Source organism: Dietzia sp. WMMA184 (assembly GCF_002441635.1).
In the GTDB taxonomy this organism is placed as follows: domain Bacteria; phylum Actinomycetota; class Actinomycetes; order Mycobacteriales; family Mycobacteriaceae; genus Dietzia; species Dietzia kunjamensis.
Genome location: NZ_NXEI01000001.1, coordinates 329661 through 344895, shown reverse-complemented (window position 1 = coordinate 344895; position 15235 = coordinate 329661). Strand labels below are relative to the sequence as shown.

General features: G+C 72.5%; 14 protein-coding genes. 3 read left to right on the top strand and 11 right to left on the bottom strand.

Annotated features, from left to right (window positions below; all coding sequences use genetic code 11):
* Nucleotides 1-18: 18 nt before the first annotated feature.
* Both CK206_RS01570 and ftsY read right to left on the bottom strand, forming a co-directional pair.
* Nucleotides 19-1314: an ammonium transporter gene (locus tag CK206_RS01570; protein ID WP_067717988.1), complete on the bottom strand. Its 1296-nt coding sequence runs from the start codon at nucleotides 1312-1314 to the stop codon at nucleotides 19-21.
* Between the two features lie 256 nt (nucleotides 1315-1570).
* Nucleotides 1571-3052, bottom strand: coding sequence for a signal recognition particle-docking protein FtsY (gene ftsY / locus CK206_RS01565; protein ID WP_096907220.1), 1482 nt, complete (start codon nucleotides 3050-3052; stop codon nucleotides 1571-1573).
* 194 nt (nucleotides 3053-3246) lie between these two features.
* Here ftsY and CK206_RS01560 point away from each other — a divergent pair, with 194 nt between their 5' ends.
* From CK206_RS01560 to CK206_RS01550, 3 genes are read left to right on the top strand one after another with little or no spacing between them, the layout of a single operon-like run.
* Nucleotides 3247-3882, top strand: a complete 636-nt coding sequence (locus CK206_RS01560; RefSeq protein WP_096907219.1) for a succinate dehydrogenase cytochrome b subunit — start codon at nucleotides 3247-3249, stop codon at nucleotides 3880-3882.
* Nucleotides 3879-5855: a fumarate reductase/succinate dehydrogenase flavoprotein subunit gene (locus CK206_RS01555; protein ID WP_096905315.1), complete on the top strand. Its 1977-nt coding sequence runs from the start codon at nucleotides 3879-3881 to the stop codon at nucleotides 5853-5855. Before CK206_RS01560 ends, CK206_RS01555 begins: the two co-directional genes overlap by 4 nt.
* Nucleotides 5852-6595, top strand: a complete 744-nt coding sequence (locus CK206_RS01550; RefSeq protein ID WP_096905314.1) for a succinate dehydrogenase/fumarate reductase iron-sulfur subunit — start codon at nucleotides 5852-5854, stop codon at nucleotides 6593-6595. Before CK206_RS01555 ends, CK206_RS01550 begins: the two co-directional genes overlap by 4 nt.
* Nucleotides 6596-6598: 3 nt before the next feature.
* On the opposite strand, the gene smc is transcribed toward CK206_RS01550, so the two are convergent.
* The 9 genes from smc to rsmD form a co-directional block, all read right to left on the bottom strand.
* A complete protein-coding gene (gene smc / locus CK206_RS01545) occupies nucleotides 6599-10165 on the bottom strand; it encodes a chromosome segregation protein SMC (RefSeq protein ID WP_096905313.1) in 3567 nt (1188 codons plus the stop codon).
* Nucleotides 10166-10181: 16 nt separating this feature from the next.
* Nucleotides 10182-10472, bottom strand: a complete 291-nt coding sequence (locus tag CK206_RS01540; RefSeq protein WP_096905312.1) for an acylphosphatase — start codon at nucleotides 10470-10472, stop codon at nucleotides 10182-10184.
* Entirely contained in the window at nucleotides 10469-10957 is a 489-nt protein-coding gene (locus CK206_RS01535; RefSeq protein ID WP_096905311.1) for an OsmC family protein, read from the bottom strand. Before CK206_RS01535 ends, CK206_RS01540 begins: the two co-directional genes overlap by 4 nt.
* Before the next feature lie 32 nt (nucleotides 10958-10989).
* Nucleotides 10990-11907: a bifunctional DNA-formamidopyrimidine glycosylase/DNA-(apurinic or apyrimidinic site) lyase gene (mutM, locus tag CK206_RS01530; RefSeq protein ID WP_096905310.1), complete on the bottom strand. Its 918-nt coding sequence runs from the start codon at nucleotides 11905-11907 to the stop codon at nucleotides 10990-10992.
* A 1-nt stretch (nucleotide 11908) separates the two neighbouring features.
* Nucleotides 11909-12607, bottom strand: a complete 699-nt coding sequence (gene rnc, locus CK206_RS01525) for a ribonuclease III (RefSeq protein ID WP_096905309.1) — start codon at nucleotides 12605-12607, stop codon at nucleotides 11909-11911.
* On the bottom strand, nucleotides 12604-13203 hold the full coding sequence (locus CK206_RS01520; protein ID WP_067717567.1) for a DUF177 domain-containing protein: 600 nt from the start codon (nucleotides 13201-13203) through the stop codon (nucleotides 12604-12606). Before CK206_RS01520 ends, rnc begins: the two co-directional genes overlap by 4 nt.
* A gap of 23 nt (nucleotides 13204-13226) precedes the next feature.
* A complete protein-coding gene (locus CK206_RS01515; protein WP_096905308.1) occupies nucleotides 13227-14018 on the bottom strand; it encodes a DivIVA domain-containing protein in 792 nt (263 codons plus the stop codon).
* Between the two features lie 129 nt (nucleotides 14019-14147).
* Nucleotides 14148-14621, bottom strand: a complete 474-nt coding sequence (gene coaD, locus CK206_RS01510; protein WP_096905307.1) for a pantetheine-phosphate adenylyltransferase — start codon at nucleotides 14619-14621, stop codon at nucleotides 14148-14150.
* Nucleotides 14618-15232: a 16S rRNA (guanine(966)-N(2))-methyltransferase RsmD gene (gene rsmD, locus CK206_RS01505; RefSeq protein WP_096905306.1), complete on the bottom strand. Its 615-nt coding sequence runs from the start codon at nucleotides 15230-15232 to the stop codon at nucleotides 14618-14620. Before rsmD ends, coaD begins: the two co-directional genes overlap by 4 nt.
* Between the last annotated feature and the right edge of the window lie 3 nt (nucleotides 15233-15235).

The following is a 15235-nucleotide window of genomic DNA, read 5'->3' as shown; positions in this document are numbered from 1 at the left end:
CCTTTCGAAGGGGTCGGCTCAGCGGATGAGCGCGTTGGTGGAGGCCTCGTACGCGCTCTCGGCGTGCTGGGCACCGTCGATGCCCGCCTGCTCGTCGGCCTTGTCGATCCTCCAGCCGAGCGGCCGGCAGATCGCCCAGGCGATCGCGGTCATGATCGCGGTGAACACGAGGGCGGCCACGGCGATCACGATCTGGACCACCAGGAGTCGCCAGCCATCCGCGGAGTAGAACATTCCCGCGTCCGTTCCGAAGGTGCCGGTGGCGAACAGGCCGATGGCGATGGTGCCCCAGAGTCCTGCGACCAGGTGCACGCCCACCACGTCCAGGGCGTCGTCGTAGCCGAAGCGGTGCTTGAGGCCCACGGCCAGCGCGGACAGCACGCCCGCGATCGCACCGAGGGCGATCGCGCCGAGCGGGTGGACGGAACCGGCGGCGGGGGTGATGGCCACGAGGCCGGCGACCACGCCGGAGGCGGCGCCGAGGCTGGTGGCGTGGCCGTCACGGATACGCTCCGCGAGGAGCCAGCCGAGCATCGCGGCGGCGGTGGCGGCGGTGGTGTTGACCCACGCCAGGCCCGCCGCACCGTTGGCACCGAACGCGGAACCGGCGTTGAACCCGAACCAGCCGAACCACAGCAGGGCGGCGCCGAGCATGACCAGCGGCAGGTTGTGCGGGCGGTAGGCCGTACGGCCGAACTCGAGCCGCTTGCCGATGAGCAGGACCAGGACGAGCGCGGCCATACCGGCGTTGATGTGCACGACGGTTCCGCCGGCGAAGTCGACGGGCGCGACGGCGGCGGTCAGCCCGCCCTCGCCGTCGTCGACGGTCCCGAAGATCATGGCCGCCAGTCCGCTGTCCGAGTGGGAGAGCAGTCCGCCGCCCCACACCATGTGGGCGAGCGGGAAGTACGCCAGGGTCACCCAGACGCCGACGAACGCCAGCCAGGTGCCGAACCGGGCGCGCTCGGCGATCGCGCCCGAGATGAGCGCGACGGTGATGATCGCGAAGGTCACCTGGAAGGCGACGTCGACGACCTGCGGGTAGGCGCCGGAGCCGGAGACTGCCCATTCGGTCGCGTCACCGATCACCCCGGAGAGCCCGAACATTTCGAAGGGGTTGGCGAACAGCCCCAGGACCGACTCGCTGCCGTAGGACATCGACCATCCCCACAGCAGGTAGATCACGCCGACCACGCCCATCGCGCCGAACGACATCATCATCATGTTCAGCACGGACTTCTGCCGGGACATGCCGCCGTAGAAGAGCGCCAGGGCGGGCGTCATGAGCAGTACCAGGGATGCTGCGATGAGCATCCAGGCCGTGTCTCCCGTATCGATCTCCGGCGTCGCCTCCTGGGCGAGCAACGCGACACTGTCACCTATCACGGTGCGGTCCTCCTCGTCTCGTACGTGGTGAGCGACTCTTCGCTCCCCGTCGACATGAAGATTTCCTTGGTCGTGTTGCACCGGATGTGCCCTGATGTTTCGGGGTTGTAACGCGCTCGGGTCCCCTGTTCCGGTCGTGTGTCCCGGCCGCCCGGGCGCGTATCCCGGCCGCGTCGCCCGGGACCTACGTGCCGAGCAACGCGTCGACGAAGGCCTCGGGGGTGAACGGCGCGAGGTCGTCGGCCCCCTCGCCCAGTCCGACGAGCTTCACGGGCACGCCCAACTCGTGCTGGACCTGGAACACGATGCCGCCCTTGGCGGTGCCGTCGAGCTTGGTGAGCACGACACCGGTGATGTCGACGACCTCCTTGAACACGCGCGCCTGCATGAGCCCGTTCTGCCCGGTGGTGGCGTCGATCACCAACAGGACCTCGTCGACGGGGGTCTTCTTCTCCACCACCCTCTTGACCTTGCCGAGCTCGTCCATGAGCCCGGTCTTGGTGTGGAGGCGACCGGCGGTGTCCACGAGCACGGCGTCCACACCGGTCTCGACCCCGCGGGTGACCGCGTCGAAGGCGACGGAGGCGGGATCCGCGCCCTCCTTGCCGCGGACCACCTCGGCGCCCACCCGCTCGGCCCAGGTCTGGAGCTGATCCGCGGCGGCGGCGCGGAACGTGTCCGCGGCGCCGAGGAGGATCTCGCGACCGTCGGCGACGAGGACGCGGGCGAGTTTGCCGGTGGTGGTGGTCTTGCCGGTGCCGTTGACGCCGACGACGAGGAGGACGGCCGGCGTCCCGTCGTTCGGCAGCGCACGCAGCGAGCGGTCGAGTTCGGGGTGGAGGTTGTCGATGAGGGTCTGCCGCAGCAGATCGCGCACCTCGGCCTCGGTGCGGACCTGTCGGGTGGCGATCTCCGCCCGCAGGCGGTCCACGACGAGCTCGGTGGTGGCCGAACCGAGGTCGGCCATGATCAGCGTGTCCTCGATCTCCTCCCAGGCGTCCTCGTCGAGATCGCCGGCGCCGAGGAGACCCAGCAGCCCCTGGCCCACGGTGTTCTGCGACCGCGCGAGGCGGCCCCGCAGGCGGTCGAGGCGGCCGGCGGCCGGGTCGATGCGCTCGACCGGGGCGACCGGCTCCGGGGTCCCGGTGACCGTCTCCGGGGGCGCCGGGATCTCCTCGTCGGGCACCTCGGGGGGGACCACGACGGGTTCGACCGGGGCGGGCTCGACGACCTCGGTGGCCTCGGTCGGGCCGGGATCGACGTCCGGCTCGGGCGCGGGGACGGCAGTCTCGGGCGCGGTATCCGGCGCGGTCGCGGGTTCGGCGGCGGGTTCGGCGGCGGGGGCCGCCCCCGTCGCAGGAGACGACGGCGCGGGGGGCCGTGGGGCCGGTGTCGCCGGCGGCAGGTCCTCCCGCGGCGTCGGGTCACGGCGCACCGGCTCCCTGGGCGGGGCCGCCGTGGCGCCGCCCCCTCCCTGGGCGAACGAGAACCCCGTCCCGGCCTGATAGTTGCCGGAGCGCTCCTCGCGGGTGAGCTCCTTGCGCTCGGCGGCCCTGGTGAGGGAGATCTGCCGCTTCTTGCGCAGCTGCAGACCCACGACGAGGGCGATGATGGCCAGCAGCAGCACCGCGGCGACGGCGATGATGATCCAGGTGGTGGTAGTCACGGTGCCCAGTATGGCCGACCGCACCCGTCGTCATCTCGGTCCCGGGGGGCTGTGGCGGACCTAGACTGGCGCCTGTCGTCGTCCGGGGAGGAGCCCACGTGGTCGAGTTCGCCGCCCAGCCAGGGGGTACGTCCGTACGCCGGCGCCCCCTCCGCCGGGCCCCGGCCCCGCCCACCTGGCTCGCCAAGACCATCATGGCGGTGACGGGGTTGCTCTTCACCGCCTTCGTGGTGGTGCACATGGTCGGCAATCTCAAAGTGTTCGGCGGGGCCACGGGTTTCGACGCCTACGCCGCGTGGCTGCGGACGTTGCTGTACCCCCTCGTCCCCCACGAGGGCGTCCTGTGGGCGTTGCGCGTCGTGCTGGTCCTGGGTCTGGTGGCGCACGTCTGGTGCGCGGTCGTGCTGGTGCGGCGCTCCCACGCGTCCGCGGGCCCGCACCGTCGGCGGACAGGCCTGACGGCCGGCTCGTTCGGCGCCCGCTCGATGCTGCTCACCGGCGTGGTGCTGCTGCTCTTCGTCGTCTTCCACGTACTCGACATGACCACGGGCACCGCCCCCGCGGCGTCGGAGGCGTTCGAGCCCGGCACGGCGTACGCCAATCTGGTCGCCAGCTTCTCGCGGCCCTGGGTCGCGGCCTTCTACGGCATCACCATGGTGCTGCTGGCCCTGCACGTCGCCCACGGGGTCCACACCGCCGCCGGCGACCTCGGGGTGACCGGCGCCCGGAGCCGGGCGGTGATCACGACCGTGGGCGGGATCGCCGCGGTGGCCGTGCTGCTGGGCAACGCCGCTATCCCGATCGCGGTCCAGGCCGGGTGGTTGACGTGACCTTCACCCCACCCCCCGTCCTCGTGCCCGACGGACGACAGGGACACGTGCTGAGCTCCGGCACACCCGGGGGCGACCCGGCCTCCGCTTGGGCGAGGCGTCGCGACGCCTACCGCCTGGTCGCGCCGGCCAACCGCCGCCACCTCCACGTGGTGGTGATCGGCACGGGCCTGGCCGGGGCCGGCGCGGCGGCCGCCCTCGGCGAACTCGGCTACCGGGTCACCGCGTTCACCTACCACGACGCCGCCCGGCGCGCGCATTCCGTGGCCGCCCAGGGCGGGATCAACGCCGCCCGCGGCCGCCGGGTGGACGGAGACTCCGTGGCCAGGTTCGTCGCCGACACCGTCTCGGGCGGGGACTTCCGTGGGCGGGAGGCCGAGGCGTTCCGGCTGGGCGAGGAATCCGCGCGGGTGATCGATCACTTCTCCGCCATCGGGACCCCCTTCGCACGCGAGTACGGCGGCGTCCTGTCGACCCGGTCCTTCGGCGGCGTGCAGGTCTCGCGCACGTACTACTCCCGCGGTCAGACCGGCCAACAACTCCAGCTCGCGGGCGTCTCGGCCCTGCAGCGGCAGATCCGTGCCGGCGCCGTCACGCTGCACACCCGCCACGAGATGCTCGACCTCGTCGTCGACGATTCGGGGTGCCACGGTGTGGTGGTCCGTGACCTGGTGTCCGGCCACATCCGGGCCGAGACCGCGCACGCGGTCGTCCTCGCGACCGGTGGCTACGGGACCGTCTTCCACGACTCCACGCTCGCGATCCACTCCAACGCCTCGGCGGTGTGGCGCGCGCACCAGCGGGGGGCCCTGTTCGCCTCACCGTCGTTCGTGCAGTTCCACCCCACCGCGCTGCCCAAGGACAACGACTGGCAGGCCAAGACGATCCTCATGAGCGAATCGTTGCGCAACGACGGCCGCGTCTGGGTCCCGCTCCATGACGGCGACGATCGGCCGCCCGGGGAGATCCCGGACGCCGACCGCGACTTCTTTCTCGAGCGCCGCTATCCCGCCTTCGGCAACCTCGTGCCCCGCGACGTGGCCTCCCGGGCGATCACCTCCGAGATCCGTGCCGGGCGAGGGGTGGGGCCACGCCGCAACTCCGTCTACCTGGACTTCCGTGACGCCCTGTCCCGCGACGGGCGCCGGACGATCACCGAGCGCTACGGCAACCTGTTCGAGATGTACGCCCACGCCACCGGCGAGGACCCGTACGCCGTACCCATGCGCATCGCGCCGACGTGCCACTTCACGATGGGCGGGCTGTGGAGCGACTTCGACCTGCAGACGTCGATCCCCGGCCTGTTCGTCGGCGGCGAATGCGGCTGGGCGTATCACGGCGCGAACCGACTCGGTGCGAATTCCCTGCTCAGCGCGAGCGTCGACGGGTGGTTCACCCTTCCGTACTCGGTGCCGGCGCACCTGGCCACCCGCCTCGGGGACGACCTGCCGGGCGACGACGACGAGGTGGTCGTGGCCGCCGTGGCCCGCGCCCGGTCGCGGGTGCGGAACCTGCTCGCGGTGGGCGGCTCGACCGGGCCCGAGCACTTCCACCGTGAGCTCGGCGAGATCCTCTACTCGGGGTGCGGCGTCACACGGACGGCCGACGGCCTGACCCGGGCGATCGAGCGCATCCGTGACCTGCGGACCCGGTTCTGGACCGACCTGCGGGTCACGGGCACAGGCGGTCACCTCAACCAGGTGCTCGAACTGGCCGGGCGGGTCGCCGACTTCCTCGAACTGGCGGAACTGATGTGCGTGGATGCGCTGGACCGGGACGAATCGTGCGGCGCCCACTTCCGCGACGAGCACCAGACGCCCGACGGCGAGGCCCGGCGGGACGACCGTCGGTGGGCCTTCACCTCCGCCTGGGCCTCCGAGGGCGATGACCGTGGCGGGCCCCGGTCCTTCACCCGACACGCCGAACCGCTGGAGTTCTCGGCGGTCGCCCCCACCGCGAGGGATTACCGATGAGACTGACCCTGCGCATCTGGCGGCAGTCCGGGCCACACGAGGCCGGACGGTACGAGGAGTTCGAGGTCCGCGACGCACGGCCGGAGATGAGTGTGCTGGAGCTGCTCGACGTCCTCAACGGCGACCTGGTGGACGCGGGCATCGAACCGGTGGCGTTCGACTCCGACTGCCGCGAGGGCATCTGCGGGGCCTGCGGCGTCACCGTCGACGGTCGCCCGCACGGTCCCGCGGAGAACACCCCGTCGTGTCACCAGCGGCTGACCCCCTACGCCGACGGGGACACCCTGCGCATCGAACCGCTTCGCGCCGCCGTGTTCCCCGTCATCCGCGATCTGGTGGTGGACCGGTCCGCTCTGGACGGGGTCGTCGAGTCCGCGGCCCATGTGGGAATCCCGGCCGGCGCCGCCCCGGCCGCGGACTCGACCCTCCAGGGTCACGACACGGCGGAGACCGCACTGGACTTCGCGGCGTGCATCGGGTGCGGGGCGTGTGTGGCGGCCTGCCCCAACGGCTCGGCCAACCTGTTCGTGGGGGCCAAACTCGGGCACCTCGCCCTCATGCCCGTCGCGGGCGCCGACCGCGCGGCCCGCGCCCGCGAGATGGTCAGCGCCGCCGACGAGGAGTTCGGTCCCTGCTCGCTCTACGGGGAGTGCTCGCGGGTGTGCCCGGCGGGGATCCCGCTGCGGGCGATCGGCGTGGTCAACCGTGAACGGCTCCGGGCGGTCTTCCGGCGCACGTGATCCTCAGCGCATGCGTTGGGAGATGACCTTGGAGATGCCGTCGCCCTGCATCGACACGCCGTAGAGCACGTCGGCCACGTCCATGGTGGGCTTCTGGTGGGTGATGACGATGAGCTGGCTGGTCTCCCTGAGCTGTTCGAACAGCCCGATGAGCCGCCGCAGGTTGGTGTCGTCGAGCGCCGCCTCGACCTCGTCCATGACGTAGAACGGGCTGGGGCGGGCCTTGAAGATCGCCACCAGCATGGCGACCGCGGTGAGCGACTTTTCGCCGCCGGACAGCAGCGACAACCGCTTCACCTTCTTTCCCGGTGGTCGCGCCTCCACCTCGATGCCGGTGGTGAGCATGTCCTCCGGCTCGGTGAGGATCAGTCGCCCCTCCCCTCCGGGGAAGAGCGTGGAGAAGACACCCCGGAACTCGCGCTCGACGTCGACCCACGCCTCGGTGAAGATCTGCTCGATGCGCTCGTCGACGTCGTCGATCACCCCCTCCAGGTCGGACCGGGCCTTCTTCACGTCGTCGAGCTGGGTGGACAGGAACGCGTAGCGCTCCTCCAGCGCCGCGAACTCCTCCAACGCCAGCGGGTTGACCTTGCCCAGGGTGGCCAGGTCCTTCTGCGCCGACCTGAGACGACGCTCCTGTTCGGCGCGCTCGAACGGCATCGGCGGCGGCGGGATCACGTCCTCACCGCGCTCGCGAGCCGCCTCGTACTCCTGCATCTCCAACGCCGACGGCGGCAGGTCCACGTCCGGGCCGTACTCCTCGACGAGGGCCTGCGGTTCGATACCGTGACGCTCGAGCACCGCCGCCTCGAGCTCCGAGACCTTGACCTCGAGCTGCGCCCGGACGATCTCGTCGCGGTGAGCGGCGTCGCCGAGCCTCGAGACCTCGGACTCGGCCGCCGCGAGATCACCGCGCAGCGCGGCGACACCGGCGGTGGCCTCGGCGCGCGCGGCCGAGAGCCGGTCCCGCTCGGTTCCGGCGGCGGTGATGAGTTCGTCGAGCCGCGAGAGCAGCCGCCCGCTGAGTTCGTCGACCACGCCGGCGACCTCCGCGCCGCGGCGCCGCTGCGCCGCCGCCCTGGCGGCCCGCGCCCGGGACTCGCGCTCCGCCTGCGCGGCCCGCCGCAGGGACGCCGACTTGCCGCGGACGCCGGCGGCCCGTTCCTCGGCGGACCGGTGGGCGAGCCTGGCCTCGAGTTCCGCGGCCCGGGCCGAGGCCACCGCGGCCTGCGCGGCACCGCGCCCGTCGTCCTCGGGTGGCCGGACCTCGTCGTCGTCGTCCCCGGCCCTGGCGAGTCGGTCGGTCAGCTCGGCGTGTTCGGCGCGCGCGGCGTCGAGCTTGTCCACCGAGATCCGGCGGGTCTGCTCCAGGCGCCGCACCTCGGCCTCGGCGCGACGGCGCCGCTGGCCGATACGGGCGAGCTCCGCGTAGATCTCCTCGATCGCGGCGTCGGACTCGCTGATGGCGGCGAGAGTCTCGGAGAACCGGTCCGCTCGCTCGGTGTCCTCGGCCGCCGCGCCGGCCAACTCGGCGCGGGTGGTCTCGATCTCGGCCCGAACGGCGTCGCGCTCGACGACCGCGGCGTCGATCGCCGACTGGATCTCCAACCCGGTGCGCCCCGACGCGGACCCGCCCACGGTCCACCCCGCACCGGCCAGCTCCCCGTCGCGGGTGACCGCGCGCACGCGGCGGTCCGCCTCGACCTGGGCGTGGGCGGCGGCGAGGTCGTCGACCACGACCACGTCGACCAACAGGGCGGTCACCGCCGCCACGAGGTCCTCCGGGACGTCCACCACGTCCAGCGCCCAGCGTGCCCCGCCGACCAGGTCGACCTCCAGTCGGTAGTCGCCACCCGGCGTCCCGGCTCCCACGAGTCCGGCCCGGCCCGCGTCGGCCTCCCGCAGGGCCGCCAGGACCTGCCGGCGGTTCACGGAGGTGTCCACGACCACCGCGTCGACGGCCGGCCCGAGGGCGACCCCCACGGCGCGTTCCCACCCGTCGCGGACGCCGAGCATCTCCCCCACCGTCCCGGCGACGGCGTCGGCCCCGAGATGCCGCACGACCCACTCGGCGCCGTCCCCGGCGCCCTTGTTCTGCTCGAGCGTCTCGATCCGGGCGGCCAGCCGCGCGATCCGCTGGTCGGCCTCCCGCTCGATCCCCTGCAACTCCGCGAGCCGGGCCCGTGCCGCGAGGTGGGCGCGCTCGGCCCGCCCCAGGTGTTCGTCGAGGGTCCGTTCGCTCTGCTCGTGCGCCCCCACCCTGGCGTGGACGGCGTCGAACTCGGCCTCGGCGTCGACCACGGCGGTGCGTGCCACCTCCGCCTCGGCGTCGACGCGCGCGATCTCCGCCTGCGTGGACTCCACTCTCGCGGCGAGGGTCTCGACCTTGCCCGCGAGCCTGGCCACGCCCTCCCGGCGATCCGCGATCGCCCGGACGGCCTTGAGGTGCTCGGCCTCGAGCGCGGCGAGCGTCGACTCGGCCCGTCCCAACGCCTCGGTCGCCAGACGGGCCTTCTCGGCGGCGGCGTCGACCTGGGCGGCGAGTTCCTCCTCGTGCGCGGCGGCCCGCTCGGCCTGGCGGTCGAGCTCGTCCGGGTCGGTGCCGTGGTGCACGGCGACCTCGGCGGCCAGCGACCGCGCGCGGTCGGCGGCGATCCGGGCGGTGGCGCGGGCCCGCTCGGCCAACGTCGACAGGGCGAACCACCGCTGCTGCGCAGCGTCGGCGTCCGGGGTCAACCGATCGAGCTCGGCCTGGGTGTCGGCCACGGAGCGTGTGAGCGCATCCCGGCGGTCGACCGCCTGCGCGACCTGGTCCGCCAACCGGGCGCGGACACTCTCGGCGTCCGCGAGTTCGCGTCGACGGGTGACCAGGTCGTCGGCGGCGAGGCGGAACGTGGCGTCGCGCAGGTCGGCCTGGATGGTCTGCGCCCGACGCGCGACCTCGGCCTGCCGTCCCAGCGGCTTGAGCTGGCGCCGCAGTTCGGTGGTGAGGTCGTTCAGCCGGTCCAGGTTGCCCTGCATACCGGCGAGCTTGCGCTGGGCCTTCTCCTTGCGGCGCCGGTGTTTGAGGATCCCGGCGGCCTCCTCGATGAACGCCCGGCGTTCCTCCGGCTTGGACTCGAGGATCTCGGCGAGCTTGCCCTGGCCGACGATGACGTGCATCTCGCGGCCTATCCCTGAGTCCGACAACAGTTCCTGCACGTCCATGAGCCGGGCGCGGTCGCCGTTGATCTCGTACTCCGCAGCGCCGTCGCGGAACATCCGCCGGGTGATCGACACCTCGGCGTAGTCGATCGGCAGGGCGCCGTCGGAGTTGTCCAGGGTGAGCGTCACCTCGGCGCGGCCGAGCGGCTGCTTCCCCGCGGTCCCCGCGAAGATGACGTCCTGCATCTTGCCGCCGCGCAGCGACTTGGCGCTGTGCTCACCCATCACCCAGGTCAGTGCGTCGACGACGTTGGACTTACCCGACCCGTTGGGCCCCACCACGCAGCAGATGCCGGGCTCGAATCTCAGGGTCGTCGGCGCCGCGAAGGACTTGAAGCCCTTGAGCGTCAGCGACTTGAGATACACGGTTGTCGATCCTAGGTCAGCGTTCGACGAATCCCGGGAGTCCGCCCCGGGCCGGCTCCCAGGTGTCGACGACGAGGTCGACATGGCCAGGGGGCCCGCCGCCGCGGAGGAGTTCCAGCAGGGCACGGCACGCCGACTCCGGTCCCTCCGCCACCACGTGGACGCGACCGTCCGGCTTGTTGGCCGCGTACCCGCTCAGGCCGAGTTCGAGTGCGCGGCTGCGGGTCCACCAGCGGAAGCCCACGCCCTGGACGCGGCCGTGGACCCAGGCGACCAGCCGGACCCGGTCGGGTCCCGGGGCGCTCATGCCTCGCCGCCCCCGGTCTCGAAGCCCAGCTCGATCTCGGTGCCCGCGGTGAGCGTCCGGCCAACCGTGCACGCGGACTCCACCGAGCGCCGGATCATCGCCACCAGTCGCTCGGCCATCGCCGGGTCGAGCCCGGACAGGTCGAGCTCGTAGCTCTCCTCCAGCAGCGGGTACCGCTCGTTCTCGCGGTCGGCGTCTCCGGCGACGCGAACGGTCGCGGCGTAGTCGTCACCCAACCGGCGGGAGATCGTGAAGTCGGAGGCCATGGCCGTGCAGGCCCCGAGCGCGATCTTGAGCAACTCCCCCGGGGTGAACACCCCCTCGACGTCGGCCGAGCCGATCTCGACACGGGCTCCCCGGGAAGATGTCCCCACGTAGCGTCGGGTCCCGGTGCGTTCGACACGGAGATCGCGAGCGGGGTGCGCCGCCTGCGGGGCGGCCGGCGCGGGCGTCTGCGTGGGGGTGGGGGGCGTCGACTCAGTCATGCGGTCATCGTACGACCGGTCCGCGGGCCACCTCAGCCCCGCCGCGGCGCGCGGGACCGACGTGGCGGGCGGGACCGGCGTGGCGCGGGCTGGCAGACCGGGCAGAAGTGCGAACCGCGGTTCATGAAGTCCTCCCGCACCACGGCCGTCCCACACCGCGCGCACGGCAGGCCCGCCCGTCCGTAGACGTCGAGGGAGCGATCGAAGTACCCCGAGGCGCCGTTGACGTTGACGTACAGCGCGTCGAATGAGGTGCCGCCGGCCGCCAGCGCGTCCGCCATCACCTCGCGGGCGTGCTCGAGGACCCCGGTCACGGCGCGGAGTGTCACGGCGCCGGACCGCCGGCGGCCGTGGAGACCGGAGCGCCACAAGGCCTCGTCGGCGTAGATGTTGCCGATCCCCGAGACCACGGTCTGATCCAGCAGGAGGCGCTTGATCTCGGTGTCCCGGCGTCGGATCGTCCGGGCGGCGACGAGGGGGTCGAACCCGGGCTCGAACGGGTCCGCCGCGATGTGGGCGGCCGGCGCGGGCAGGAGCTCCCCCGTGCCGTCGAGAGCCTCCGCCAGTGGGACGACGGTCCACCCGCCGAACGTCCGCTGATCGACGAAACGCAGCTCCCTGCCGTCGTCGAGCTCGGCTCGCGCGTGCAGGTGGCGTACCGGCGGCGCACCGCCCTCGGCGACCAACATCTGCCCGCTCATCCCCAGGTGTACGAGCAGGCAGTCCGCTCCCGCCGCGTGGTCGGAGTCCAGGGTGAGCCACAGGTACTTGCCGCGACGCCGGGCGCCGCTGACGGTGCGGCCGGTCAGACGCGCGACGATCTCAGGGGCGCCGCCCGGCTGCCGGCGCGCGGTGCGGGCGCCGGTGACCTCCACGGACGTGATCACACGACCGACGACGTGATCGGCCAGGCCCCTGCGGACGACCTCGACCTCGGGTAGCTCGGGCACGTCAGCGTGTGGTCCCGTCCAGGACGGCCCACGCCTGCTCGGCGGCCTTCTGCTCGGCCTCTTTCTTGGTGCGACCGGTCCCCTCGCCCAGGGACTCGTCGCCCACGAACACCACCGCGGAGAAGGTCTTGTCGTGGTCCGGCCCGGTGGAGGTGATCTCGTACCGCACCCTGGGCCTGCCCGTCGACGCGCACTTCTCCTGCAGGCTGGTCTTCCAGTCGAGGGCCGCCCCCAGATGCGGGACCACCTGCAGTCGGTCGCCGATGATCCGTTCGATCAGACCCCGGGCCGTCTCGAGCCCGTGGGTCAGATAGACCGACCCGAACACCGCCTCGAGGGTGTCGGCGAGGATCGAGTGCTTGTCGCGACCGCCCGTCAGTTCCTCACCGCGGCCGAGCCGCAGGTGATCTCCCAGGCCGCCGGGGCCGATCTCGCGCGCGATGTCGGCCAGGACGTAGGTGTTGACCAGGCTCGCGCGGATCTTGGCGAGGTCCCCCTCGGGACGGTCCGGGTACGCCGTGTAGAGGTACTCCGTCACGACCAACTCGAGCACCGCGTCGCCGAGGAACTCCAACCTCTCGTTGTGGGGCAGACCGCCGTGCTCATAGGCGTACGACCTGTGGGTCAGAGCCTGGGTGGCGAGGTCGGCGGGGAGGGCGACCCCCAGGACAGAGTCCAGGGGCGACGGCTGCTCCGTCACGCGCGGTCCTCACCGGCGTCGCCGGCTCCGGTGGACCCGAACTTCTCCGCCAACCCGGCCCAGCGCGGGTCGATCCGGCCCTCGGCGTCGCCGGAGACGCCGTCGGGAGCGGGGGTGTCCGGGTTGATGCACTCGTCGTGTCCGTAGTCGGTGCACGTCGGCGACATGGGGAACTCCAGACCGAACGCGTCGACGAGCGCGGGCTCGAGGTCGAGCAGGTCGCCGTCCAGCAGGCGGACCTCGTCCTGCTCGGCGGCCTCGGCCGCGGCGGTGCCCTCGGCCGCGTACATGTCGGTCAGGTCCACGCCCACCGGGGCGGAGAACTCGCCCAGGCAGCGCGCGCACTCGACCTCGGCCCGACCGGTGACCGAGCCGGTGACGAGCACACCCTCGTCGACGTAGGTCAGCATGAGGTCGAGGTCCACCTCGGAGCCCTCGGGGATCCGGATGAACTCCACGCCGATGGCCGAGGGGAGGACGGCGGCACGCTGCACCGGCACCATCGAGCCGGGGGCGCGTCCGAGGACGCGGGTGTCGAGGACGAGCGAATCGGCGGCGGGCCGGCCGTGGCGGGGGGTACGGGAGGTGGTGGACACGCCCAGCAGACTACCCGCCGGGGTCAGTAGTCCCCGTACCCGTCGCCCGGGCGCTCGTCCTCGCGGACCCCCCGCCGGCCGGTGGGCTCCCGTCGCCCGACCGGGGCGACACCGTGCAGCTCCTCGCGACCCCGGCTGACGGTGCGGAGGGTGGTGCCGAGGAACTCCTCGAACCGGGCCATCTTCTCGTCGATGTAGGCGTCGCATTCCTCGCGCCGACGCTCGCTCTCGGCGTGCGCGGCGTCTCGCACCCGCGCGGCTTCCTCGTCGGCGATGCGGACGACCTCGGACTCGGACAGCATCCGCTGCTGCTCCTGCCGGGCTTCGGTGATCGTGCGGTCGTAGAGGATGTTGGCCTGTTCGACGAGCCGGTCTGCCTCCGCGCGGGCGCGGCTCGTGGTGGACTCGGCGTCCCGACGCGAGCGGTCGAGGAGCTCCGCCGACTCGGCGCGGGCGTCGCCCACCAGCCCGTCGGCGTGGGTGGTCGCCTCGGCGACCATGCGGTCGGCGCGGGCCTTGGCGTCGGCGAGCATGGCGTCCGCGTCCTCGCGCGCCTCGCGCAGGGTGCGGTCCGCCTCGGCGTCGGCGGCGGCGACCGTCTCGCGGGCGGTGGCATCGGCCTCCGCGAGCACCCTGTCGCGCTGGTCCAGCACGTCCTGGGCGTCGTCGAGTTCGCCGGGGAACGAGTCACGGATGTCGTCGAGCAACAGCAGGGACTCGTGCCGGGGCACCACGCAGTTCGCGGTCATGGGCAGACTGCGGGCGTCCTCGATCATCGCGTTCAGCTCGTCGAGGGCCTGGAACACTCGGTACACGCTCGTCCCTTCACCGGATCGTCACTCTTGCCCCACCAGTGTGCCCGCAACACAGGTCGCCGGGCCGGTGCGTGGGCGGTGTGTCCGGTAGGTCCGGCGGGCCGACGCCGCTTGCCCCGCCCCTCCCCGTCAGCCCAGGCGCTCCGTCAGGGCGCGGGCGACCGGCTCCGGCAGCAGGTGGGACACGTCGCCGCCGAGTCGGGTGACCTCGCGGCACAGCGAGGAGGAGACGAACGCCAGGTCGGCCCGGGTGGGCAGGAAGACGGTGTCGATCTCGGCGATCGAACGGTTCATGTGGGCCATCGGCAACTCGTAGTCGTAGTCGGTGGAGTCGCGCAGGCCCTTGATCACCGCGGTGGCACCCTGATCGCGGCAGTAGTCCACGAGCAGTCCGTAGAAGCTGTCCACCCGCACCCCGGGGATGTCGGCGCAGACCTCGTCGATCATCGCCTTGCGCTCGTCGATCGAGAAGGTGCCCTGCTTGTTGGGGTTGGCGACCACGCACACGATCACGTCGTCGAACAGCGCGGCGGCTCGCCGGATGATGTCGAGGTGCCCGAGGGTCACCGGATCGAAGGAGCCTGGGCACACGACGGTGGTCATGGGGCGACCGTATCAACAGGCCGGGCCATCTCCACGGCGGTCTCGCCGTAGGTGCGCTCGAACACGACCTCGTACCCGCCCGGCCACCGCACGGCCGGGTCCCGCTTCGACCGCTCCCACACGACGAGCGCGTCCTCCGCGAGCCACCCCCCGGCGAGCAGGGCCTCCAGCACCGGTTCGTCCAGCTCCGCTGACCGCTCGTACGGAGGGTCGGCCAGGACGAGGTGGAATCCGCCCTCGACGGGGCACCGGCCACGGACCGCGGCGGGCAACGCCGCGCGCTTCACGGTGAGGCGGAGCGGGGACGACGACGATGAGGACGACGACGACGACAACGACGACGACGCGCCCGCCGTGTTCTTCTTCAGGCACGCCACCGCGCGCTGGTTCTCCTCGACGAACCACGCCACGTCGGCTCCCCTGGAGACCGCCTCGAGTCCGAGCGCACCGGAGCCCGCGAACAGGTCGAGAGCGGCGGCGCCGTCCAGGTCGATCCGACTTCCGATGGCACTGTAGAGCGCCTCGCGGACACGGTCCGTGGTGGGCCTGGTGCCGGCCGGCGGCACGGTGATCGTCAGCCCGCGCAGACGGCCGGAGATGATGCGGGTCATGTC

Excerpts from the sequence above, each read along its gene's own strand:
- CK206_RS01550 (WP_096905314.1), top strand. The coding sequence starts at position 5,852 with ATGAGACTGACCCTGCGCATCTGGCGGCAGTCCGGGCCACACGAGGCC.
- rsmD (WP_096905306.1), bottom strand. The coding sequence starts at position 15,232 with ATGACCCGCATCATCTCCGGCCGTCTGCGCGGGCTGACGATCACCGTG.
- coaD (WP_096905307.1), bottom strand. The coding sequence starts at position 14,621 with ATGACCACCGTCGTGTGCCCAGGCTCCTTCGATCCGGTGACCCTCGGG.
- CK206_RS01570 (WP_067717988.1), bottom strand. The coding sequence starts at position 1,314 with ATGCTCATCGCAGCATCCCTGGTACTGCTCATGACGCCCGCCCTGGCG.
- CK206_RS01540 (WP_096905312.1), bottom strand. The coding sequence starts at position 10,472 with ATGAGCGCCCCGGGACCCGACCGGGTCCGGCTGGTCGCCTGGGTCCAC.
- CK206_RS01535 (WP_096905311.1), bottom strand. The coding sequence starts at position 10,957 with ATGACTGAGTCGACGCCCCCCACCCCCACGCAGACGCCCGCGCCGGCC.
- CK206_RS01560 (WP_096907219.1), top strand. The coding sequence starts at position 3,247 with ATGGCGGTGACGGGGTTGCTCTTCACCGCCTTCGTGGTGGTGCACATG.